Source organism: Pseudoxanthomonas gei (genome assembly GCF_010119615.1).
GTDB classification, from domain to species: domain Bacteria; phylum Pseudomonadota; class Gammaproteobacteria; order Xanthomonadales; family Xanthomonadaceae; genus Pseudoxanthomonas_A; species Pseudoxanthomonas_A gei.
The window spans coordinates 197,208-220,324 of sequence record NZ_QOVG01000002.1 but is presented as its reverse complement, the minus strand read 5'-3'; the positions used below and the strand labels follow the sequence as shown (position 1 = coordinate 220,324).

The 23,117-nt window shown below is 65.1% G+C and carries 19 protein-coding genes; 4 read left to right on the top strand and 15 right to left on the bottom strand.

All coding sequences use genetic code 11. The features are described from left to right. Nucleotide 1 precedes the first annotated feature (1 nt). Genes DT603_RS03960 through DT603_RS03950 form a run of 3 tightly spaced genes read right to left on the bottom strand, consistent with a single transcriptional unit; the run spans nt 2 to nt 2,531 of the window. Nucleotides 2-703 carry a type IV pilus inner membrane component PilO gene (locus tag DT603_RS03960; RefSeq protein WP_162348557.1) on the bottom strand — a complete coding sequence of 234 codons (702 nt, stop codon included), beginning with the start codon at nt 701-703 and terminating at the stop codon, nt 2-4. Continuing rightward, the gene (locus tag DT603_RS03955) at nt 700-1,473 is read right to left on the bottom strand and encodes a PilN domain-containing protein (protein ID WP_162348556.1); all 774 of its coding nucleotides are present in this window, start codon (nt 1,471-1,473) and stop codon (nt 700-702) included. Before DT603_RS03955 ends, DT603_RS03960 begins: the two co-directional genes overlap by 4 nt. Then, a complete protein-coding gene (locus DT603_RS03950; RefSeq protein WP_162348555.1) occupies nt 1,473-2,531 on the bottom strand; it encodes a type IV pilus assembly protein PilM in 1,059 nt (352 codons plus the stop codon). Before DT603_RS03950 ends, DT603_RS03955 begins: the two co-directional genes overlap by 1 nt. A 220-nt stretch (nt 2,532-2,751) precedes the next feature. On the opposite strand from DT603_RS03950, the gene DT603_RS03945 reads away from it, so the two are divergent. Both DT603_RS03945 and DT603_RS03940 read left to right on the top strand, forming a co-directional pair. Beyond that, nucleotides 2,752-5,250, top strand: coding sequence for a penicillin-binding protein 1A (locus DT603_RS03945; protein WP_162348554.1), 2,499 nt, complete (start codon nt 2,752-2,754; stop codon nt 5,248-5,250). 87 nt (nt 5,251-5,337) lie between these two features. Then, nucleotides 5,338-5,988 (top strand): hypothetical protein, encoded by a 651-nt coding sequence (locus DT603_RS03940; protein WP_162348553.1) that lies wholly within the window; start codon nt 5,338-5,340, stop codon nt 5,986-5,988. A 76-nt stretch (nt 5,989-6,064) separates the two neighbouring features. Here DT603_RS03940 and DT603_RS03935 read toward each other — a convergent pair whose 3' ends face one another. The 7 genes from DT603_RS03935 to DT603_RS03905 all read right to left on the bottom strand — a co-directional run bounded on the left by DT603_RS03935 (nt 6,065) and on the right by DT603_RS03905 (nt 16,023). Continuing rightward, nucleotides 6,065-7,354, bottom strand: coding sequence for a citrate synthase (locus tag DT603_RS03935; RefSeq protein ID WP_162348552.1), 1,290 nt, complete (start codon nt 7,352-7,354; stop codon nt 6,065-6,067). Between the two features lie 222 nt (nt 7,355-7,576). Further along, entirely contained in the window at nt 7,577-7,822 is a 246-nt protein-coding gene (locus tag DT603_RS03930) for a type B 50S ribosomal protein L31 (protein ID WP_162348551.1), read from the bottom strand. A 72-nt stretch (nt 7,823-7,894) separates the two neighbouring features. Next, nucleotides 7,895-8,833, bottom strand: coding sequence for a nucleoside hydrolase (locus tag DT603_RS03925; RefSeq protein ID WP_162348550.1), 939 nt, complete (start codon nt 8,831-8,833; stop codon nt 7,895-7,897). A gap of 46 nt (nt 8,834-8,879) precedes the next feature. Then, nucleotides 8,880-10,985, bottom strand: a complete 2,106-nt coding sequence (gene recG / locus DT603_RS03920; RefSeq protein ID WP_162348549.1) for an ATP-dependent DNA helicase RecG — start codon at nt 10,983-10,985, stop codon at nt 8,880-8,882. 59 nt (nt 10,986-11,044) lie between these two features. Further along, nucleotides 11,045-13,504, bottom strand: a complete 2,460-nt coding sequence (locus DT603_RS03915) for a TonB-dependent receptor (protein ID WP_162348548.1) — start codon at nt 13,502-13,504, stop codon at nt 11,045-11,047. A gap of 119 nt (nt 13,505-13,623) precedes the next feature. Further along, nucleotides 13,624-14,763 (bottom strand): SO2930 family diheme c-type cytochrome, encoded by a 1,140-nt coding sequence (locus tag DT603_RS03910; RefSeq protein WP_246191555.1) that lies wholly within the window; start codon nt 14,761-14,763, stop codon nt 13,624-13,626. 9 nt (nt 14,764-14,772) lie between these two features. Beyond that, a complete protein-coding gene (locus DT603_RS03905) occupies nt 14,773-16,023 on the bottom strand; it encodes a parallel beta-helix domain-containing protein (protein ID WP_162348546.1) in 1,251 nt (416 codons plus the stop codon). A 153-nt stretch (nt 16,024-16,176) separates the two neighbouring features. On the opposite strand from DT603_RS03905, the gene DT603_RS03900 reads away from it, so the two are divergent. After that, nucleotides 16,177-17,223, top strand: coding sequence for an AraC family transcriptional regulator (locus DT603_RS03900; protein WP_162348545.1), 1,047 nt, complete (start codon nt 16,177-16,179; stop codon nt 17,221-17,223). A gap of 96 nt (nt 17,224-17,319) precedes the next feature. Here the strand turns inward: DT603_RS03900 and DT603_RS03895 are convergent, their stop codons facing one another. From DT603_RS03895 to DT603_RS03875, 5 genes are all read right to left on the bottom strand, one after another. Continuing rightward, nucleotides 17,320-17,703 carry a RidA family protein gene (locus DT603_RS03895; protein WP_162348544.1) on the bottom strand — a complete coding sequence of 128 codons (384 nt, stop codon included), beginning with the start codon at nt 17,701-17,703 and terminating at the stop codon, nt 17,320-17,322. A gap of 148 nt (nt 17,704-17,851) precedes the next feature. After that, a complete protein-coding gene (locus DT603_RS03890) occupies nt 17,852-20,020 on the bottom strand; it encodes a RelA/SpoT family protein (RefSeq protein WP_162348543.1) in 2,169 nt (722 codons plus the stop codon). A 207-nt stretch (nt 20,021-20,227) separates the two neighbouring features. Further along, the gene (gene rpoZ, locus DT603_RS03885; protein ID WP_162348542.1) at nt 20,228-20,527 is read right to left on the bottom strand and encodes a DNA-directed RNA polymerase subunit omega; all 300 of its coding nucleotides are present in this window, start codon (nt 20,525-20,527) and stop codon (nt 20,228-20,230) included. A 164-nt stretch (nt 20,528-20,691) separates the two neighbouring features. After that, nucleotides 20,692-21,303: a guanylate kinase gene (gmk, locus tag DT603_RS03880; protein ID WP_162348755.1), complete on the bottom strand. Its 612-nt coding sequence runs from the start codon at nt 21,301-21,303 to the stop codon at nt 20,692-20,694. A gap of 129 nt (nt 21,304-21,432) precedes the next feature. After that, nucleotides 21,433-22,293 (bottom strand): YicC/YloC family endoribonuclease, encoded by an 861-nt coding sequence (locus DT603_RS03875; RefSeq protein WP_162348541.1) that lies wholly within the window; start codon nt 22,291-22,293, stop codon nt 21,433-21,435. Between the two features lie 75 nt (nt 22,294-22,368). Here DT603_RS03875 and rph point away from each other — a divergent pair, with 75 nt between their 5' ends. Next, nucleotides 22,369-23,100, top strand: coding sequence for a ribonuclease PH (rph, locus tag DT603_RS03870; RefSeq protein ID WP_162348540.1), 732 nt, complete (start codon nt 22,369-22,371; stop codon nt 23,098-23,100). The last annotated feature ends 17 nt before the right edge of the window (nt 23,101-23,117 follow it).

The following is a 23,117-nucleotide window of genomic DNA, read 5'->3' as shown; positions in this document are numbered from 1 at the left end:
TTCATGCGCCACCCCCTGCAGCCGGTGCGGCCGGCGGCGTGCCGCCCGCTGCCCTGGCTTCCTCAGCGGCCTTCTTTTCCTGGGCCGCCGTCTCTTCTTCATCGAGATAGCGATAGGTCTTGACGGTGCCGGACAGCTCAAGTGCGCTGTTGTCGGTGATTCGACCCTTGTTGTCCCGGGGTTTCAGCGAAATGTCGTGCATGGTCAGGATCACAACCCGCGGCAGTGACGCCACGCCGCTCACGAATGCGCCGAACTGGTGATAGCTGCCCACCATGCGCAATGCAATCGGCTTCTCGGCGTAGAACTCCTTCGGAGTCTCCGGGCCGGGCTGGAACAGCTCGTTGGACAGGCCGCTGGACAGCGCGGTCTGCGAGATGTCGACGATCAGGTCTGGCATTTCGGTCTTGCTGGGAAGCTGGCGCAGCATCTGCTGCAGCACCTGCTCCATCTGTGCCAGCTGCTGTTTCAGCGGCTCCAGGTTGGCAGCACGACCCGCCTTGTCCTCGAAGTCGGCGCGAAGCTGGGTCTCGGTGCGCTCAAGGCCGTCCAGCTCTTCGCGCTTGCCCTTGATAAGCAGGAAGTAGGAAAGCAGCAGGATGAGGAAACCCACCAGCACGCAGAAGCCGATCTTGTAGTTCTGCGGCCAATTGCCGATGTTGTTGAAATCCAAGTCGCTGAGTTTGACTTTCTTCTGACTCATGACGCCGGCCTCCCCTGGTTCGTCGGCGCAGGTGTTTGAACGGGAGTCGCTGCCCCAGGTGCCGTCGCCGGCGCGGTGGTGGCCGGTGCGGCCGCCGGGGCCACGACTGGCACTGCAGGCGCGGCGGGAGGAACTGCCGCGGCGTCAGGACCTATCGCAACCGGAGCCACGACATTGCCGTCCGCATCCGGTGCATTGGGATTGGCCAGTTTCACTTTCAAGGTGAATGCGTAGGGAAGCGCACGCGCGCCCGGGGTAACGGTCGCCGGAGTCGTGGTCGCCTCGGCCTTGGCCTCGATGATGGACAGGTCCGGATTGGTCATCCAGCCCGAGCTTTCCAGGTTGCGCATGTAGTTGCTGACCCGCGCGTTGGACTGGGCCCGGCCTTCCAAGGTCAGGATCTCGCCTTCCTGCTTGATGTTGGCCAGGGCCACGCCGTCAGGAATGGTGCGAACCAGGGAGTCGAACAGGTGGACCATCTGCGAGCGGTTGGCCTGCAGCTGCTCGATTACCTTCTTGCGGGCCAGCAGGCGATCCTTCTGCTTGTCCAGGGCCTCGATCTCCTTGATCTTGCCCTCGACCTTCTGGATTTCAGCCTGCAGGAACTCGTTGCGCGTGTTCTGGCCACTGATCTGCTGGCTGTAGTAGAACCAGATCAGGAAGGAGAGCACCAGGCCCGTCGCAGCCGCCAATCCAAGCATTCCATAAAACTCTCGCTGCCGGTTGGCGCGTCGTTCGGCGCGCCACGGGAGCAGGTTGATCTTCGCCATCAGTCAAAGCTCCTCAGGGCCAAGCCGGTGGCGATCATCAGCGCCGGTGCATCCTGGGCAAGGGCATGCGCCTGCACGCGTGGACCCAAGGTCATCTGTGCAAGCGGATTGGCGACCACGGTCGGCACGCCCAGCTGTTCTTCCACCATCTCGGGCAAGCCCACCAGTGCAGCGCAGCCACCTGCCAGGACGACCTGGTCAACGCGGTTGAACTCGCTGCCGGCATAGAAGAACTGGAGCAGGCGGCTGATTTGCTGGACGGTGGCTTCCTTGAACGGCTCCAGCACTTCTATTTCATAACTTTCAGGGAGGCCGCCCTGGCGCTTGGCCATGCCTGCTTCTTCGTAGGTCAGGCCATAGCGGCGCATGACTTCATCGGTCAGCTGCTTGCCACCGAACACCTGTTCGCGGCTGTAGAGGCTACGGCCGGACCGGAGCACATTGAGCGTGGTCATGGTGGCGCCGATGTCGACCAGCGCGACCACGCCGTCATGCGGAATGGGCAGGTCGCCTGACAGCAGGGCAAATGCGTTTTCGACCGCGAAGGCCTCGACGTCCATGATCCGGGCGGTCAAACCGCCAAGCTCGAGGGCCGACTGGCGAAGCTCGACGTTTTCCGAACGGGATGCGGCCAGCAGCACCTGCACCATTTCGGGGTTGTTGGGCATCGGACCCAGCACCTCGAAGTCGAGGTTCACTTCCTCGATCGGATACGGGATGTAATTGACCGCCTCGAGCTCCACCTGGGCTTCCAGGTCGTTCTCGTCCAGCTCGGCGGGCATCGGGATGATCTTGGTGATCACGGCAGAGCCGGCGACCGCGGCTGCGGCGTACTTGGCCTTGCTGCCTGCGCGGGTCACCGCGCGGCGGATGGCCTCGCCGACCGCCTCGACCTCGACGATGTTCTTCTCGACCACCGCATTGGGCGGCAACGGCTCCACGGCGTAGTGGTCTACGCGGAAACGGTTGCCGACCCGGGAAAGCTGAAGCAGCTTTACCGCAGTCGAACTGATGTCGACGCCAATGAGCGGCGACTGGCCTTTAGGTATAAGCCCCACGGTATCTCCCCTTCCGACAGGCGCAACAAGCAGGTCGAGCCCCGGCTCACATTAATAACGAACTTTTCACCACTTGCAATACCCGTTAACCAGCCTGTGCGGCTTGTCACGGTTCACTAAAGATATGCGGCAAGTCACTGTTTCCCCCCGGAACGTAACCGCCTCACCCCGCGTCATCTATACTCCGCCGCCACGAATACTGCAATCGGAATCTGATCGGATGCCCCGTTTCCGCCGCCTGCTCCGCTGGGCAATTATCGCGTTCACTGCCCTGTTCCTGCTTGGCGCCATCGGCTTGGGAATCCTCTATTACGTGGTCTCGTCCAAGCTGCCGGACATCCAGTCCCTGCGCAATGTCGAGCTCCAGGAGCCCCTGTACGTCTATGCGAGCGATGGCCGGCTCATTGGCCTTTTCGGTGAAACCCGCCGCTACCCGGTCGCCATCAAGGACGTGCCGCAGGCTGTCCGCCAGGCTTTCATCGCGGCCGAAGACGCCGACTTCCTCACCCACAAGGGCGTCTCCCCGAAAGGCACCTCGCGCGCGATCTGGCAGACCCTGACACTCAAGAAAGGGCGGGTAGCCGGTGGCAGCACCATCACCCAGCAGGTGGCGCGCCAATGGTTCCTGAGTTCGGAGGTCAGCTACAGCCGCAAGCTGGTGGAGATGATGCTCGCCATGAAGATCGAGCAGATGCTGACCAAGGACGAGATCCTTGAGCTCTATCTCAACAAGAGCTTCTTCGGTAACCGCGCCTACGGCGTGGCCGCAGCGGCGGAGTACTACTACGGCAAGCCTTTGAACCAGCTGTCGCTCGGCGAAACGGCCAGCCTGGTCAGCGCGCTCAAGTTTCCCTCCAGCGGCAATCCGATCAGCAATCCCGAGCGCAACCACCAGCGCAGCGTGTACGTGATCCAGCGCATGCTGGAAGACGGCTACATCAACGCCGCCCAGGCCGAGCAGGGAAAGAACGAGCCCGTGCACGCCAAGCCGCATGAGCGGCCGGTGGAGGTGTATGCGCCGTACGTGGCTGAAATGGTGCGCCAGGAGATGATCGCGCGCTTCGGTGGCGAGGTGCTGACCAAGGGTTACCACGTCACCACCACGATCGATCCGGGCATGCAGCTGGCTGCGGACGTGGCCGTGCGCGAGGGCCTGCGCCTGTATGACCACCGGCATGGCTGGCACGGAGTGGAGCAGCATTTCGAAGTCACTGCCGATGCCGATGCGGCGGCGCTGGCTAGCCATCTGGCCGGCATTCCCATCCAGAACGGCCTCATTCCCGCAGTCGTTGCACGGAGCAATGATGGCGGCGGCGTGACTGTGGTGCTCGCGGACGCAAGCGAAGTCATGCTGCCGGCATCGGCCAGCAAATGGACCGGCAAGAGCGCCGCCTCGCTGGTCAAGCGCGGCGACCTGGTACGAATCAAGGCCGTAACACCGAAAGCCGCGGCGCCCAAGGCCGGAGCGGCGGGCACGGCAGCGGAAACCACGGCGTCCACCGCAACGGCGGCCACCTACGAGATCGATCAGCTTCCACGCGGTCAGGCCGCGCTGGTTTCCCTGGACGCAGGCACTGGTGCGGTCAAGGCGATCATTGGCGGCTACAGCTTTGCCGGCAACAAATTCAATCGCGCCACCCAGGCGCGCCGCCAGCCCGGCTCCAGTTTCAAGCCTTTCCTCTACGCGGCTGCATTCGAGCGCGGCTTCAATCCGGCGTCGATAGTGCTGGACGCGCCCGTGGTGTTCCGCGACCGTCGCGGCCACATGTGGCGGCCGCAGAACGACGGCGGCGGCTTCCGCGGTCCCATGCGCCTGCGCGATGCGCTGGTCCAGTCGCGCAACCTGGTGTCGGTACGGCTGCTCGACAGCATTGGCGTTGATTTCGCGCGCAAGTACATCAGCCAGTTCGGCTTCAACGAGGCCGAGTTGCCGCCCAACCTGTCCATGTCGCTGGGCACTGCCTCGTTGACGCCTTTGTCCATGGCGCGTGGGTATGCGGTGTTCGCCAACGGCGGATCGCTGGTGACACCGTGGTTCATCGACGAAGTGAAGGACCGCGAAGGCAATATTGTCTTCAAGGAGAACCCGGCAACCGCCTGCCGCACCTGTGGGCGCGGTGGCAACGGTGCGACCCAGGTCAGCTCGGTGGTGGACGGATTCGACCTGGGCCCGGCCCAGGCCGGCGGCAAACCCAAGCCGGCCACTGCAACGCCGACAAAACCGGTGGAGCCGCCCAAGCCTCTTGATCCCAATATGCGCATTGCGCCTCGCGCCATCGACGACCGCACTGCCTACCAGCTCGTTTCGATGATGCGCGACGTGGTCCTGCGCGGCACTGCCACTGCGGCCAAGGTCCTCAATCGCGAAGATATCGGCGGCAAGACCGGTTCCACCAACGACCACCGCGATGCCTGGTTCGGTGGTTTCGGCGGACGCTATTCCACTGTCGTGTGGGTGGGACGCGACGATTTCCGCAGCCTGGGCAATCGCGAATATGGCGGCAAGGCCGCCTTGCCGATCTGGATCGATTTCATGCGCGCGTCCCTGAAAGACCAGCCCATTGCCGCCAATGACCCACCTGAAGGCATGGTGCAAACCACCAGCAACGGCGCCACCGAGTGGGTCAAGGTCGAAGACCTGGAACGCATCCAGAGTGAAGAGAGCTTCAACACCGACGACAGCGCGGCGGCCGACGAAGCAGCCTTCGACATCTTCTAAGCACCGGAAGCGTGGCGGCCACAACCGCCACACTGCCCACCCCTTGCATCGGGTACAGTCTGCTCCAGTTCGACGCGGAGGCTCCCCATGCACCACGCGCGCCAGCACGCTGAAACCCGTACCCGTGAACGCCGCCACCGGCTGGCCCATGAAGCCGCGCGCCTGATGGCCGAAGGTGGTTTCCGCGACTACCACCAGGCCAAGCTCAAGGCCGCCGAGCGCCTGGGCATCCATGACGATGCGTCCCTGCCCCGCAACCGCGAGATCGAGGAAGCGCTGCGCGAATACCAACGGCTGTTCGTGGGTGAATCACAACGGCAGGCGCTTGGCCTGCGCCGCGACGCCGCGGTGCGCGCCTTGGATTTCCTCGCCGACTTCTCGCCCCGCCTGGTGGGACCCGTGCTGGACGGCACGGCGGATTCGAACTCGCCGGTGCTGTTGCAGCTGCATTCCGATGATGCGGATTCGGTGCCGCGCTTCCTTGAGGAACATCGCATTCCCGCCGATGCGCGCAGCCGCCACCTCAGGCTGGACCGGGACCGCAGCGGCGATTTCCAGGTCTGGGTGTTCAGCGCCGAGGGCCTGACCTTCGACCTGACAGTCCTCCCGCTGGATGCCTTGCGTCAGGCGCCACTGTCGGGGGTGGACGAAAAGCCGATGAAGCGGGCCTCGCTCTCGGCCCTGCAGCAACTGCTGGCGAACGAGGAGATGCTCCAGTACGAATCCGGACTGCGCTGAAAGCCAGCGATGCCGCCGGTGACCAAGAAAAAGCCCCGCGTTGCGGGGCTCCTTCGTTGTTAAGGGCACGCTGCGGTCAGCGCTGGTCGATGCCCTTGTAGTCGCGTTCGGCATAGCCAGTGTAGATCTGGCGCGGGCGGCCGATCTTGGCTTCCGGATCCACCTGCTGTTCCAGCCAGTGCGCCACCCAGCCGGCGGTGCGGGCGATGGCGAACATCACGGTGAACATCTCGGTCGGGATGTTGAGTGCCTTGTAGATGATGCCGCTGTAGAAATCGACGTTCGGATACAGCTTGCGCTGCACGAAGTAATCGTCCTTCAGGGCGGCCTCTTCCAGGCGCAGCGCCACTTCCAGCATCGGATCGTTGACGCCGAGTTCGCCCAGCACTTCGTGGGTCATCTCGCGGATGATCTTGGCGCGCGGGTCGAAGTTCTTGTACACGCGATGGCCGAAGCCCATGAGCCGGAAACCGGACTCCTTGTCCTTGGCCTTGTCGACGGCGGCGCTGACATTCTCCGGGCGGCCAATTTCGCCCAGCATCTTCAGCACGGCCTCGTTGGCGCCACCATGGGCGGGACCCCACAGCGCGGCAACGCCGGCGGCCACGCAGGCGTAAGGGTTGGCGCCGGTGGAACCGACCATGCGTACGGTGGAAGTCGACGCGTTCTGCTCGTGGTCCGCGTGCAGGATGAACAGCAGATCCAAGGCCTTGGCGGCGACCGGATTGAGTTCCAGCGGCTCGCTCGGCACCTCGAACATCATGTGCAGGAAGCGGTCGACGTAGGCGTGGTTGTTGCGCGGGAAGCGCACCGGCCAGCCGATCGAATAGCGGTAGCACGCCGCCGCGATGGTCGGCACCTTGGCGATCAGACGGATCGCGGCCAGGCGCCGCTGCTCGGGGTCTTCCAGGTCCAGGGTGTTGTGGTAGAAGGCGGCCATCGAGCCGACCATGCCCACCATCATCGCCATCGGATGCGCGTCATGGCGGAAGCCACCGAGGAAGTTCTTGAAGGCCTCGTGCATCATCGTGTGGTGCGCGACTTCGTGGTCGAACTTGGCGAATTCATCCGCCGTCGGCAGTTCGCCATTCATCAGCAGGTAGGCCACTTCGAGGAAACTCGACTGCTTGGCCAACTGCTCGATGGGGTAGCCGCGATACAGCAGCACGCCGGCGTCGCCATCGATGTAGGTCACCGCGGACTTGCAGCTGGCGGTGGCGGTGAAACCGGAATCGTAGGTGAAGAGGCCGGTTTCCTTGGTCAACTTGGAAATGTCGACGCAATCGTTACCCAGCGTGGGCTTCAGTACCGGCATGGCCACCGACTTTTCGCCGGCAGTCAACGTGACCTGGTCGAGTTCTGACACAGTTGCGCTCCTTCGTGGGGAGGCGCCGCACGGAGTGCCGGCGACGCGTGACGGGAGTCAAAGTCTTGACCCTTGGATAACCCAGATTATCGCACACGCGTTTTGGAGCCGTCGCTCAAAAGAGCACAGCCGTCAGACCAAAGGACTAGAGGCGCGCGATCGCCGGACAAACGAAAACGGCCGCGCTGGGCACGGCCGTTCGCTTTCGCTGCACAGCGGGTATTACTTCTGCTGGTAGCGCTTCTGGAACTTGTCGATGCGGCCGCCGGTATCCATGACCTTGTGCTGGCCGGTATAGAACGGATGCGACGAGGAGGAGATTTCCACCTTGATCAACGGATATTCATTGCCGTCTTCCCACTTCACCGTGTCCTTGGAGGCCAGGGTGGAACGGGTCAGGATCTTGAAGTCTGACGTGACGTCCTGGAAAACGACGTCGCGGTATGCGGGATGGATGTCAGCCTTCATGGCGGCACCAATTATCTGGGAAGTGAAGAGCGGCATTTTAGCCCGACCGGTCGGCCCGGCGCAACCTACCCCTCAAATGGCCGCCAGGGCAGCCTGGACCAGGGTTTCGAAACGCTGCTGGTCATAGCGCATGAGCAGGCGGGCATTGTCGGGCCGTCCATGTTGCCGGTTCCAGTCAACGATGGTGGCGCCGCGGGTCAGGGTGCCGGCCAGCTCGATCGCTACCGGGCGCTCGGCCAGCTCCTGGGCCCCGTCCGGTTCCAGCGCGTAGGCCATGGCCAACGCATCAGCCGAATGCCAGCGCTCGCCACGCGAATCGGCGGACCAGTTGCGGGTCTTCATGGAAATCCGGTCGTAGAAACGGGCGCGCGACGACTCGGCCTGCAGCCAGGTGGCGGCGCGCGTGTGCAGGAAACCGTGGGCGATCACCGCCTCCCAGTCAGCCAGGTCAAGCCGGGGGAAAGCCTGGAACACCACATGTGCGGCTTCCGGGTCGAAGGCAATGTTGAATTCGGCGGCAGCGGTGATGTTGCCGTGTGCGGTGACCGCACCACCCATCACCACGAACCGGTGGACGCGCCCGGGCAAACTCGGATCCAGCTTGAGCGCCAACGCGATATTGGTCAGTGGACCCAGCGCGACCAGCAGCAACCTGCCCGCATGTTCGTGCGACAGGCGCAGGATCGCCAGCGCTGCATGCTCGGCCTCGGCCCCGCGTGCCGCCGGCTCGAACCCGATATCACCGAATCCATCCAGACCGTGCACGTGCGCGGCATCCACCGCCGGGTGCAGCAGTGGCTCGGCGCAACCGGCGTACACCGGCACGTCCTCCCGGCCCGCGACTTCGCACAGCTTGAGCGCATTGCGCACGGTGTGATCCAGGCCCACATTGCCGGCAGCGATGGTCAGGCCCACCAATGCATGGCGGGTGTCGTTGAAAGCCATCAGCAGGGCCAGCGCGTCGTCCACGCCCGGGTCGGTGTCGATCAGCAATGGGATCTTGTCGGTCATTTCTTGCCTTCCTTGTAGACGCATGAGTTTCGCATACCGCATGACACTAGGCGGATGCGTAGCGCGCCGCCCCGCCGACCCAGCGGGCGATGATGCGGTCGGCGATGTCCGGCGAATCGGCCAGCAATCGATCCGCCAGTTCGCGTACCTGTGGCAGCAGTCCCGCGTCGCGGGCAAGATCGGCCACGCGGAATGCGGGCAGCCCGGTCTGGCGCGTTCCCAGCAGCTCGCCGGGACCGCGCAGTTCGAGGTCCTTTTCGGCGATGACGAAGCCATCGCTGGTTTCACGCATGGTCGCCAGGCGCTGCCTGGCCATCAGCGACAACGGCGCCTGGTACAGCAGCACGCAATTGGAAGCGGCCGCGCCGCGCCCTACCCGGCCGCGCAGCTGGTGCAACTGGGCAAGGCCCAGCCGCTCGGCGTTCTCCACGATCATCAGCGACGCGTTGGGCACATCCACGCCGACTTCGATGACGGTCGTCGCCACCAGCAGATCGATGTCCCCGGCCTTGAACGCGCGCATGGTCTGCTGCTTGTCGGCCTGCTTCATGCGCCCATGCACCAGCCCGACCCGCAATTCGGGCAGTTGCACCGACAGTGCCTCGTAGGTGCCCTGCGCCGCCTGCGCCACGACTTCGTCGCTGTCGTCGATCAGGGTGCAGACCCAGTAGGCCTGCCGCCCTTCGGCACAGGCGGCGCGGATGCGTTCCACCAGTTCCGGGCGGCGCTCGCCACTGAGCGCGATGGTCTGCACCGGCGTGCGGCCTGGCGGCAGCTCGTCGATCGCCGACACGTCCAGGTCGGCGTAAGCGGCCATGGCCAGCGTGCGCGGGATGGGCGTGGCCGTCATGATCAGCTGGTGCGGCACCGACTCGCCGGAAGCGCCCTTGTCGCGCAGGGCCAGGCGCTGGTGCACGCCGAAGCGATGCTGCTCATCGACGATGGCCAGCGCCAGGTCGTGGAACACCACGGCTTCCTGCATCAATGCATGCGTACCCACCACCACCTGCGCTGCCCCCGAGGCCACCGCCGCCATCGTTTCGGCGCGCGCCTTGCCCGTGACCTTGCCTGCCAGCCAGACCACGCGGATGCCCAACGGTTCCAGCCAGCTCCGCAGGTTGGCCAGGTGCTGCTCGGCCAACAGTTCGGTCGGCGCGGCCAGGGCGGCCTGCTTGCCGCTTTCCACCGCCAGCATGGCGGCCATCGCTGCCACCACCGTCTTGCCGCTGCCCACGTCCCCCTGGACCAGGCGCAGCATTGGCGAAGCCTGTGCCAGGTCGTGGCGGATCTGGGCGAAGACCCGCTCTTGCGCGCCAGTCAGCGCGAACGGCAATGCGGCCTGCAACTGCTGCACGAGTGCGCCCTTGCCAGGAAGCTCCGGGGCGCGATGCCGCTGCAGCGCGATCCGTTGCCGGCGCAGGCTGAGGTTGTGCGCCAACAGTTCTTCCAGCGCGAGCCTTTGCTGCGCCGGATGCTTGCCGATGGCCAGGGCGGCCAGGTCGGTGTCGCGTGCCGGCCGGTGCATGCCGAGCAGTGCCTGACGCAACGAGGGCAGGCCCAGGCCACGCAGCATGTCCGCCGGCAGCAATTCCAGTGCCTGGTCATCCGGCAGGCGGTCCAGAGCCTGGGCGATGAGCTTGCGCATGGAAGCCGGGCCGATGCCTTCGACCGCGGGATAGACCGGATCCAGGGCCTCGCCGAGATCGGGGGAATCCACGTCGCCCAGCACGCGATAGCTGGGATGCACGATCTCCAGCCCCTGCTGTCCAGGCTTGGGCGTGCCGTAGCAACGCACCACGGTGCCCGGGGCGAACTGGGCCACCTGCGCAGCACGGAAATGGAAGAACCGCAGCACCAGCGTCGCCTGGGAGTCATCGCCGATCGCCACCCGCAGCATGGGCCGGTAACGGAAGCCACGCTCCACCGCTTCCACGCGGCCCTCCACCTGCGCGGCCACCCCGGGCTGCAGGTTGCGGATGGGAGTGAGCTGGGTGCGGTCCTCGTAGCGCAGCGGCAGGTGCAGCCACAGGTCCTGCAAGGTCAGCAGGCCACGCGCGGCAAGCTTCTCCGCCACGCGCGGTCCCACCCCGGACAGTTGTCCGGCAATGGGCTGGTTGAAGGCGGGTTCTTCGCTGCGTGGCGCGGACGGCATCTGGCTAGGATGCCGACCGCGCCGGGTTAGCGCCAGTCAGAACTTGCCGCGTCAGTGCGTCAGAACTTGTGTAGCAGCTCCAGGCCGTAGAAGCGCGGTTCGCTGATGCCGGCACCGGTGGTTCCGAAGACCGTGGTGCCGTAGCTGTTCAATCCGGTCACGTACTGGTTGTCGAACAGGTTGTTCGCATACACGGCCACGCCCCACGCATCGGCAGGCGAGCGCCACTGCACGTACAGGTCGGTACGGTTCTGTTCGCCACCGATGGAGAAGGCCTGGTAGCGCCCGCAATTGCCCTGGCTGCCGGATCCGGAATTGCAGCGGGTGCTGCCGCGATAGGAATGCCGCAGGGAAAACCTGACCCCGCCGTTCGAAGCCAGGTCCAGGTCGTAGTTGACGCCGGTGGCGAACGACCACAGGGGCTCACCCGTGGGCTGGCCTTCCAGGTCCTGGCCTTCGGGCGTGATGTAGTTCTTGTAGGTGGAATCTATCCAGGCGGTGTTGAAGTCCACGCTCACTGCCCGGGTCGGCTGCCAGCGCAGGCTGAAATCGATACCCCAGGCCGTCTGGTCGCTGGTATCGGTGACGTAGCGCGGGATGCTGGTGGTGGTGTCCAGGCGCAGCGCCTGGCGGTTGTCGTAGACGTAGTAGTAGGCCGAGGCCTCGAACTGCAGCTGTTCGTCGGCCAGGGACCGCTTGATGCCGGTCTCGAAGTTCCACACATCTTCGTTGTCGATCGAGGCGCCCCGGGCAAAGGTGTTGAAGCCGCCTGCCTTGTAGCCCTTGGCGAGCGAGGCGAACAGCATGGTGTCCTCGCCGGGGTTATAGTCGATGACGAAGCGCGGGCTGAAGTCGCTCCAGGCGTTGCCGGCACGGGTGGTCACGCCCTTGTTGGCCTCGGAGATGGGATCGACGAAGGCGATATCGAACACCAGGAAACCGCGGGGTATGCCCAATGCTTCAAACAATCCCGCCGCTTCGGCCTGATCGAGCACCGCGTCGAACCCGGGCGCAGTGCGCCGCGCGTTGTACCAGGTGAAATCCTTTTCGTCGCGCGTATAACGCAGGCCGAAAGTAAGGTTCAGCTTGTCGGTGGCGTGCCAGATGACATCGCCGAACACCGCGTATGCCTTCGAATCCAGCGTATTCAGGTAGGCCTCCTGCCAGGGATGCCCCAGCAGCGATGCGTTGACGCCCGCGCCTGCCAGCAGGGTATCGGCAAAGGCAAACAAGCCGCCGAACGGCCCCCACACATCCTGGGTGATGGTGATCGTGTTGACCGTATCGCTGAAGGCATTCACCTCGCTCGCCTGCTTCGCCTTTTCCTGGTAGTAGCTGGCGCCCGCGACCCAGTCGAGCTTGCCGCTGCCACCGCTGAACTTGAACTCCTGGTACCAGCTGGTGTTCTCCTCGCGGTTGGCGGTGTCGATATAGAGGTAGCGCCGGTTGGTGCCGTCCTCCTCGGCGCGGTTGACGGTGTCGAAATCGCGCCAGGCACTGGTGGAGGTCAGGTGGCCCCACTCGAGTGCATGGTCCACGATCAGGGTCACGCCGTCGAAATTCCGCGCCTCGGTGTTGTCGACCAGGTCGCTGTAGATGGGCTGGTCACGCGGATCCAGGTAGGCGTCCGTGTCCACCGGGAATGCCGGCAGCCCGGGCGCGGGTGGCAGCGGGACGATGCCAATGGTGGGATGCGATTTCTGGTCCAGCTTTTCATGGTCCCAGCTCAACAGCGCTTGGGTGTTGTCGCTGATGTCCCAGCGAAAGGCCGCGCGCGTGGCCCAGTTGTCATCGCCATTGAGGTTCTTGCCGGTGGCTGCGTCCTGCAGCCAGCCGTCGCTGCGGTTGACCAGCGCATTGAGGCGGAAGGCCGCGTTGTCACCGGCAGGCGTATTGAACATGCCCTCCAGGTAACGCTTGTCGTAGTTGCCCAGGCGCAGCTTGACCCGCCCCTCCACCTCGTCGGTGGGGCGCTTGGTGATGATCGAGACCGCGCCGGCTGCCGAGTTGCGCCCGAACAGCGTCCCCTGCGGTCCCTTCAAGACTTCCACCCGCTCCACGTCCAGGAACGGCAGCACGGTGCCACCACCGCGCCCGGCATAGACACCATCGACATACACGCCGACCGCCGGGTCGGTGCCGATGCCGAAATCCCCGGTGCTGATGCCGCGCAGCCGGAAGCTGGCTTGCGTCGGCTGGCTGTCGCTGACCACCAGGCCGGGCACGAAGCTGTCCAGGTCGCCGATGTTCTCCGCGGCCAGGTCGCGGATCAGGGACTCATCCACCACCTGCAGCGCTATAGGCACGTCCTGCAGTTCCTGCTCGCGGCTCTGCGCGGTCACCATGATCCGGTCCAGGGTGGTGGCTTGCACGGCCCCGGTGTCCGCGGGCGGCGCCGGTTCGGCCGGCGCGGCCCCTGCCTGCTGCGCCAAGGCTGTTCCCGCCGACGCCGCCAGCAGGCAACCGCCAAACAGGGCGCGCCGCATCCCGACCACCAGACCGCGTTGGATCAACTTCATCGTCCTCTCCCGTTGATTGCGATGCGGCGCGCCGAAATGGCTGCGCCGTCATGCCTTCCCTACATCAATGAACGCTTTCCCCATGCCCTGCATTGCCAACCCGGCGACGTGCACCGGCCTCAAAAGTCGCACGTGCCTTTTTGCGCATCGATCCAGTCGCTGACCAGCTGCACGCCTTCGCGATGCACCACCGACCGCCCCAGCTCCGGCATCATCACCGACGGATCGTCGCTGTCCATGCGGAACACCAGCACCGAGGCATCGGCATGCCCGGGCGCGATATCGAACAAGCGGTTGCCGGTCCCCTTGCCCGCCGCCACCGGCTGCTTGCAGAAGCCGAGCTTCAACCGATCGCTGACGGCAGCGTCGAGCCACATGCCAGAAGTGATGGCCGGGCCGGTCTGGCTATGGCAATGGCCGCAGTTGACGTCGAGGTAGGCGCGGGCGCGGTCTTCCAGTTTCGCGTGCGCCGCATCTTTCCAGTCGGCATTGCGGGGGGCCTGCTCCGCGGCAGGGGCGCCCACCAGGTAGCCGACCCGCGACAGGTGGGCGAGCTGGTTCTCGCTGCCGCCGGAATAGGCGAAGTCGCGGTTGATGTGGCGCGCCTTCAGGCCAATCGGATGCAGCGCGCGGGTCTTGTTGTCGGTGGCGTGGCAGCTGGCGCACTGGTTCTGGTCGGGCACCTGGTAATTGGCGGCCTCGCGGCTGCCATCGGCCGCCACCAGTTCCAGTGACAGCAGCGCGCCGGCGCGCTTCAGCACGGCTTCGGTCTGGGCCTCGTTCCACACATACGGCATGGCATCCCAACCTGCCTCGCGTCGCACCAGCAGGCGCGTTTCAATCAGGCGCACCCGGGAAAGGTCCAGCGATCCGCCCTGCAGGTCGTTGCCCGTGCTGGTGCGTGCGACCGACGTGCCGTCCCATTTACCGTCGCCGGGCAGCGGGTAATAGAAGGTCTTGCTGATGATCGTGCCGACCGGGAAATCGAAGCTGCGCTGCGCGTCGTAGCGCGCGGCTTTCCCCTTCGGTATCCAGATGGTGCGCAGCTTGTGCGCGTAGTCGCTGAACAGCGGCGTATTGAGGTCGTAGGGCACCACACCATCGTTCAAGGACAGCCGGCCGCCATCGACCTTCAGGACATGCCATTCACCCAGCGACTTCGGCTGGCCTTCGGGAAAAAAACGGACGCCCGCCTCCTCGCGCCTGCAGCCGGCCAGCATCAGCAAGGCGCACAGAAAGGCAACTCCACGCAACGCCATCATCGGTGCTCAGCCGCGCCCCAGGTCGACCGCAGGCAGCCGCGTCAGGTCGCATGCGAAGGATTTGGCCTCCTTGCTGGGATTCTTGTAGCCACCGGGGCCATCGGCATTGATGACGCCACTGACATCACGCAGGCAGATCTCGGGACCGGCCGCCTTCTTGCCATCGACCAGGCGGTCCTTGTTGTAGTAGCCGTCCCACAGCACATCGGGGAAGTTTCCACCCAGCCCGTACAGGGCCACCTTCAGTGTCTTCAGGTCCAGTCCATCGGGCGAATCCCCGCCACCGGAAACCTTGTTGCCATGCACGTAGATGCGCTCCGGGTAAGGATCGAAGTCCTTGGCCATGCTGGAGTCCTTGTATCCAGTGGAATACACCGAGGAAATGATGAAGTTGGCGGTGGCATTGTCGGCGACCTCGTTGTCGAAGATCTCCACGTCGTCGTTGGCGTTGACCACGATCCCCGAGCCTGCCGGGACGCTGGCCACCGGCGTGCCCTTGGCGCCGAAATTGGCGGTGTTGTTGCCGATCACCTTGTTGTTGAAGACGCGGATGTTGCCGCCCTGCTGGGTCAGGTTTGGCATGTTGAAGACCAGGATGCCGCCGGTGTTCTTCGTTGCCACGTTCTCGTAGACGTCGGCGTTGAGGGTGTTCTCGATCTCGATGCCGGCCACGTTGGACTCGGCGCGGCTGCGGCGCACGATCACGCCGTCGGACTGGCCCACATAGATGCCCGCATCGGAGGCGCCGATCGCCACCGAGTCCTCGATCAGCACGTTCCTGGTCAGCACCGGATACAGGCCATAAGCACCGTTCTTCGTACTGGGTCCTCCGGTCCACTGCACCTTGACCCTGCGGATGGTCACGTTCTTCGATTCGCTGATCTTCAGGCCGTCGCCCTTGGAGTCCTCGATGGTCAGGTTTTCGATGGTGAAATCGTCACCGTTGACCAGCAGGCCCTCGGCGCCGGCCTTCTGGCCCTTGAAGCTGAGCACGCTCTTGTCCATGCCCGCGCCGCGGATGGTGATGCCGCTGGCGCGCAGGGTGAGGCTGCGGTCAAAGGAAAACTTGCCGGGGGGAATGTCGATCACGTCGCCGGGCTTGGCGTCGAGCAGGCGCTCGTGCAGCTGCGCGGCGAAGCCGGCGTCACCCGCGGCCACGGCAGCGCTGGGCGGCGGGGCCGCTTCCTTCTGGCAGGCAGACAGTGCCAGCAACAGGGTGGCTGCAACAACATGCGGACGGACGACGTGCTGTCGCATTGCTCATTCTCCAGGAGGGTGGCGGGACGGGTCGCGCAGTACGCCCGCGTATCCACGCGGACTTCACGTTGCAGTCTGTGGCGGGTCCTTGACGCCGGTGAGGGCGGGAGCGGCATACTTGGGGGGGCAAAGCGGACAAGCTGGAGGGCTTCGATGCGCGTCACCCTGGACATGGCCGACGAGGCCAGACTTGCCGCAGCCGTACTTCCCACCAACATGCTTTGCCAGCTGATGCAGCTTGCTCGGGAACAGAACGTCGACAGCACGACATGGTTCAGGGGCATGCGCCTGGAGCCACAGGAGATCGACGACCCTGCGACCCGCATCTCCTATCGCCAGGCCAGCGAGGTGGTGACCCGAGCGATTACAGCGCTGGGGCGTCCGGACCTGGGGCTGGTGCTCGGCTGCAGGCAGGACGTGGGCAACTTCGGGCTGCTTGGACTGGCCATGAAGACGGCGCCCACCTTTGGCGAGGCGGTGCTGCTGGGCATGACCTACCAGCGCACCACCGGCGCGATGCTGGACATCGATACCGACATCTCCAACCCGGCAGAAGTGGCGATGACCGCGCGCCCGCCCGTGGCCATGCCGGCGATCCTGCCGTTCCTGTGCGAGGAGATGTTCGCCAGTTCGTTGATGGTGGCGCGCGAGCTGGTGGGCGATGCCTTCCGCCCGTTGCGACTGGAGCTGTCCTACGCCGCTCCCGGTCATGTCGAGCGCTATCGCGAGCTGTTCCAGTGCGAGCTGCATTTCGAGCGCCCGCACAACGCCATGGTGATCGGCAGCGAATGGATGCAGCTCAGCTTCCCCACGTACAACGCCGTCATCGCACGCCAGGTACTGGAGCTATGCCGCCGCCAGCTGGCTGACATCGCCTCGCCGCAAGGTGAATTGACCGCGACCGTGGAGCGCTTCCTTCGCCAGCACGTGCGCGAGAATCCGACGCTTGCGGCCATTGCCGGGGCGATGCACCTGAGCGAACGCACGCTGCGCAGGCAACTGGCCGCCGACGGCATCAGCTTCAGCCGCCTGCACGACCGCATCCGTACCGAACGCGCGCTGGAGCTGCTGCACGACCACCACCTGACCATCAGCCAGGTGGGCGGACACATCGGCTTCGCCGACGCGCGCGAGTTCCGCCGTGCCTTCAAGCGCTGGACCGGGCACACCCCAAGCGAGGCGCGCGGGCAGATGGCGTGACTCAGCTACGTGGGAGCGGACTCCCGCCGCGTGCCTTTGGATCACGCGATCATGCGCGGGTGAGTAAATTGCGTCGGGGACGTAATCCGACCTACTTCAGTCGAGCACCATCACCGCATCGACTTCGAACACCGCGGCCTTGGGCAGCGCCGAAACCTCGACGGTGGAACGTGTCGGAAAGGGTGCATGGAAATACTCCTGCATCACCGCGTTCACAGCGCCGAACTGCGCCAGGTCGGTGAGGTACAGGCCCAGCCGGGCGATCTGTTCCAGCGATCCGCCCGCGGCCTCAGCCACGGCTTTCAGGTTGTCGAAGGCGCGCCTGGCCTGGACTGAGATGTCGCCTTCGACCAGATTGCCGGTGGCCGGGTCCAATGGGATCTGTCCCGAAAAATAAACCGTGTCGCCGACGCGGACGGCCTGCGAGTAGGGGCCGATGGCGGCGGGGGCAAGGTCGGTGTGGATGATATGGCGGCTCATGGCGATTCCATGGTCAGGGACGATCGATTCTATCCAGCCGCACGCGCCTTGTAGAACCGGGCTTGTTCGGCTGCTGCGATCTGCATGCATGAAAAGCAGGCAAGCCCGGCTCTACGGGTCCTGTCTGTGGGTGCGGTACGCCCGGACGCTACTGGCGGCGGACGCCATTGACCACGCCCAGCCGGCGCAGCCGTCGCATCACTTCGGCCAGGTGGTTGCGGTCGCGCACCTGGATGGAGAAACGCAGCAGCGCCGCATTGATGTCGCGTTCCAGGTATTCCACGCGGTCGATGTTGGACTGGCTCTGGGCCACGGCGGCGGCGACCTGGGCCAGCACGCCGGGACGGTTTTCGGTGTCTATCAGCAACGAGGCATCGTAGTCGCCGCTCACGTTGGTATCCCAGCCGATCGGAATCCAGCGTTCCGGCGACTTGCGGAACTCCGCCACGTTGGGGCAATCCAGGCGGTGCACCACGATGCCCTTGCCGGCGGTGTGGTAACCCATGATGTCGTCGCCGGGAATCGGCTGGCAGCAGTTGGCGAAGCTCACCACGCCGCGCTCGGTGCCGTTGATCAGGATCTTTTCCTGCGAATGCTTGGAGTGGCCGCCAGCACGCAACTCGGCGAACGCGGTCAGCGCCTGCGCCGCCTGGGTCGGCATCCAGTTGCCCAGCGCCACGTCGGCCAGGAAGGCCTCCAGGCGCGGATAGCGGTGCTCGGCCAGGAAGGCTTCCAGGCGCTGCTGGGGCAGGCGCTCCAGCGAACTGTTCAAGTCCTCCAGCGCGCGGTCCAGCATGCGGTGGCCGAGCTGCACCGCATCCTCGTGCTCGAGCTGCTTGAGCTGGTGGCGGATCGCCGTACGCGCCTTGCTGGTGACCACGAATTCCAGCCACTGCGGCTTGGGCAGCGCCGACTTGGCGGTAATGATCTCCACGCTCTGGCCGCTGGCCAGCTTGGTGCGCAGCGGCACCAGCTTCTTGTCCACGCGCGAGGCCACGGCCTGGTTGCCCACATCGGTGTGCACGGCATAGGCGAAGTCCAGCGCGGTGGAACTGCGCGGCAGCGAAAGGATCTTGCCCTTGGGCGTGAACAGGTAGACCTCGTCGGGGAACAGGTCGACCTTGACGTTGTCGAGGAACTCCAGCGAGGAGCCGGCCGCGCGCTGGTTCTCGATCAGTTCCATGATCCAGGCATGGGCCCGGCTCTGCGCGCTGTTGGGCGTTTGCGCGCCGTACTTGTAGGTCCAGTGCGCGGCGATGCCGCGCTCGGCGATCAGGTCCATTTCCACGGTGCGGATCTGCACTTCGATCGGCGAGCCGTACGGGCCGAACAGCACCGTATGCAATGACTGGTAGCCGTTGGCCTTGGGAATGGCGATGAAATCGCGGAACCGCGCATCCAGCGGCTTGTACTGCGCGTGCACCGATCCCAATGCCTGGTAGCAATGCGGCACGCTGTCGACCACCACCCGGAAGCCGAACACATCCATCACCTGGTCGAAGCTTTTCCCTTCGCCGTGCATCTTGTTGTAGATGCTCCAGGGCGTCTTCACCCGGCTCACCAGCTTGTGTTCCAGACCGTCGCGCGCCAGTCGCTGCGACAGGTGCGCCTCGATCTGCGCCATCGATTCGCGGCGCATCACCGGCTGGCTGCGGATGTGCTTGTCGATGATCGCGTGGCGCCACGGATACATGGCGCGGAAACCCAGGTCCTGCAGCTCCGACTTCACCAGGCTCATTCCCAGCCGCTGGGCAATGGGCGCGTAGATATCCAGCGTTTCCTTGGCGATGCGCTTGCGCGCCTCCGGGCTCTGGGCCCCCAGCGTGCGCATGTTGTGCAGGCGATCGGCCAGCTTGATCATGATCACGCGCAGGTCGCGCGACATCGCCAGCAGCATCTTGCGGAAGCTCTCCGCCGCCGCCTCCTGGCGGTCGCGGAAATGCAGCTTGTCCAGCTTGGTGACTCCGTCGACCAGCTCGGCCACCGATTCACCGAAGGCTTCGGTGATTTCGGCATGAGTGAGCGGCGTGTCCTCGATGGTGTCGTGCAGGATCGCCGCAATCAGTGTCTCCACGTCCAGGCCCAATTCGGCCAGCACCTGCGCCACGGCGACGGGATGGGTGATGTACGGCTCGCCTGACTTCCGGGTCTGACCCTCGTGCGCCGCCGCGCCCACTTCCCAGGCGCGTCGCAACAACGGCAACTGCTCCGCGGGCAGATAGCTGGCCGCGCGTTCCAGCTGACGCACGTAATCCGGCACCCCGTCATCGGGAGCTTGCGGATGAGCGACAGTCTTGGCGGTGCGGCTGGGAGTCATGCCGCCAGCCTATGCCAGTGGCCAAACAACGGCAAATCGATTCGCAGCCGGCCCAGCGGGCAGATCACCAATCACGTGGTGTTCACGGCACAACTGCGGATACGCATATCGAATTGGCGCATCAATGCTGCGCGCGAACCGCCGCGCCCTAAAACAAACAGCCCGCTTTCGCGGGCTGTCGTGATTGCAGCGGATGACGGACCAGGCTCAGTCGTCGCCCTTCGACAGGTCGTCGTCGGCGACCACTTCGGCGGCGGCCCATTCCAGCGCTTCGCGCTCGGCGCGTTCGCGCTCGGACTTCTCGACGCGGTCGATCAACTCGTTGTCGATCTTGCGGGCTGCGATCTCACGCAGCGCCAGCACGGTCGGCTTGTCGCCGGATTCGCTGTTGTCGACGGTCGGCTCGACGCCGTTGGCGAGCTGGCGGGCGCGCTTGGCGGCCATCATGACCAGGTCGAAACGGTTTCCGACGACTTCCAGGCAATCTTCTACGGTGATGCGGGCCATGCGGGCTCCCGGCGACCCGGGGGCCGCGCGATTAATACAGAAAGGGGCGCGGATTGTAGAGCCCAGGCTGGCCACATGCAAGCTTGCGGGCCTATTCCGTCTTGTTAATCAATCACTTATGGCTTGTCCAGGGTCACTGAGAAGCCGCAAGGAGCGGCCTTGACTCAGGACAACAGCGCCTCGATCAGACCGGCATGCCTGGCCACCTGGGGTTCCCGGCGCAGCCGGCTGGCGGTGAAGATGGCACACATCTCCCCGACCGCGGTGTCGAAGACCTCGTTGACGATCACGTAGTCGAATTCGCCGTAATGCGACATTTCCTCGCGCGCGGCGGCCAGCCGCTGCGAGATGACCGCCTCGCTGTCCTGGCCGCGGCTGCGCATGCGCTGTTCGAGCGCATCACGCGAGGGCGGCAGGATGAACACGCTGACCGCGTTAGGCACCCGGTTGCGTACCTGGCGCGCGCCTTGCCAGTCGATCTCCAGCAACACGTCCTTGCCGCTGTTCAACTGCGGCTCCACCGACTGCCGGGCTGTGCCCTTCCAGTCGCCGTGGACCTTGGCATATTCAAAGAAATCGCCTGCGTCGATCATCTGCTGGAATTCGTCGGCGGTGACGAAGTTGTAATGCTGCGCATGGCGTTCGCCGGGCCGCGGCTGGCGCGAAGTGAACGAGATCGACAGCGCGATCTGCGGGTCGCGCGCCAGCACCGCGTTGACGATGCTGCTCTTGCCGGCACCCGAGGGCGCGGCGACGACATAGAGGGTTCCACGCATGGTCATGAGGGAAGCCGGGAAGGAAAAAGGAAGACGGGCGGGAACCCGGCAACGGACGCGACAAGACCGGGAGTGCCGGAAAGCCCGAGGCTTCTCCGATTCCCCCTTCCTCCTTCCCCCTTCGCGGCCTTATTCAATGTTCTGCACCTGTTCGCGGATCTGGTCGATCAGCACCTTCAGCTCCACGGCCAGGTTGGTGGTGCGCACGTCGACCGACTTGGAACCCAGCGTGTTGGCTTCGCGGTTGAACTCCTGCAGCAGGAAATCCAGGCGCCGGCCGACGGGCTCGGTCTGCTTCAGGACGCGGCGGATCTCCTTGATGTGGCTGTCCAGGCGGTCCAGTTCCTCGTCCACGTCGAGCTTCTGCAGCCACAGGACCAGTTCCTGCTCGACCCGGCCGGCGTCGGCAGGCTGGGCCAGGTCGGCCAGGCGGGTCTCCAGCTTCAGGCGCTGCCCGGCACGGATCAGGGGAATCAGCTCGCGCACTTCGCCGGCGCGTGCGGCCAACGCGACCACGCGTTCACTGATCGCAGCGGCCAGCTTCTCGCCTTCACGCTCGCGTCCGGCCACGAACTGGTCGAGCAGCGTGTCCAGCAGCGCCAGCGCGTGCTCCTGCAGCGCTTCGGCATCCACGCCCTTGCTCTGCAACACCCCGGGGTACTGCAGCAGGTCGATGAACTCGGCGCGCAGCTGCGGGAAGTGCACATCCAGTTCCCTGGCCACCGAGGCCAGCTGGGTGATCAGCTCCTGGTTGATGCGCAGGGCGCCTTCGCCTTCGGGCGAGCGCAGGCGCAGCGAGAAATCCAGCTTGCCGCGCGCGATGCGGGCGGAGATGCGTTCGCGCAGGACCGGCTCCAGCACGCGCAGTTCCTCCGGCAGGCGCAATCCCAGCTCCAGGAAGCGATGGTTCACCGCACGCAACTCGCAGGCCAGGGTCCCGCCATCGGTGGCACGCTCGGCGGTGGCGTAGGCGGTCATGCTGCGGATCATCGTTCGGCCTGTGGGCGCTGCCGGGGCTGCGGGAGGCGAATGGTACCCTAGCCCACCCATTTCACGGATTCGCGCATGACCGTAGTTCGCCCCAGTGGCCGCCTTCCCGAGCAGATGCGCGACGTCAGCATCCAGCGCGGCTTCACCCGCCATGCCGAGGGCTCGGTGCTGGTGTCGTTCGGCGATACGCGTGTGTTGTGCACGGCCAGTGTCGAAAACCGGGTGCCAGGTTTCCTGCGCGGCAAGGGCGAGGGCTGGATCACTGCCGAATACGGAATGCTGCCCCGCTCCACCCACACCCGCAGCGACCGCGAGGCCGCCCGCGGCAAGCAGGGCGGGCGCACGCTGGAAATCCAGCGCCTGATCGGCCGTGCCCTGCGTGCCTGCGTCGACCGCAAGGCCCTGGGCGAACGCACCATCACCCTGGACTGCGACGTACTGCAGGCCGACGGCGGCACCCGTACGGCCGCCATCACCGGCGCCTACGTGGCCCTGGTCGATGCGATCAACGTGCTGACGGCAAAGAACGAACTCAAGCGCGACCCCATCCACGGCGCGGTCGCGGCGGTGTCGGTGGGCATCTACCGCGGCGTGCCAGTGCTGGACCTGGACTATCCGGAAGACAGCGACTGCGATACCGACATGAACCTGGTGATGAACGAAGGCGGCGGTTTCATCGAGCTGCAGGGTACGGCCGAGGGCCATGCCTTCCGTCGCGATGAACTGGACGGCATGCTGGCCCTGGGCGAAAAAGGCATGGCCGAGCTGTTTGCGGCGCAGCGCGCCGCCCTGGCAATCGCACTGTAAGAACAACTGCAGGCCCG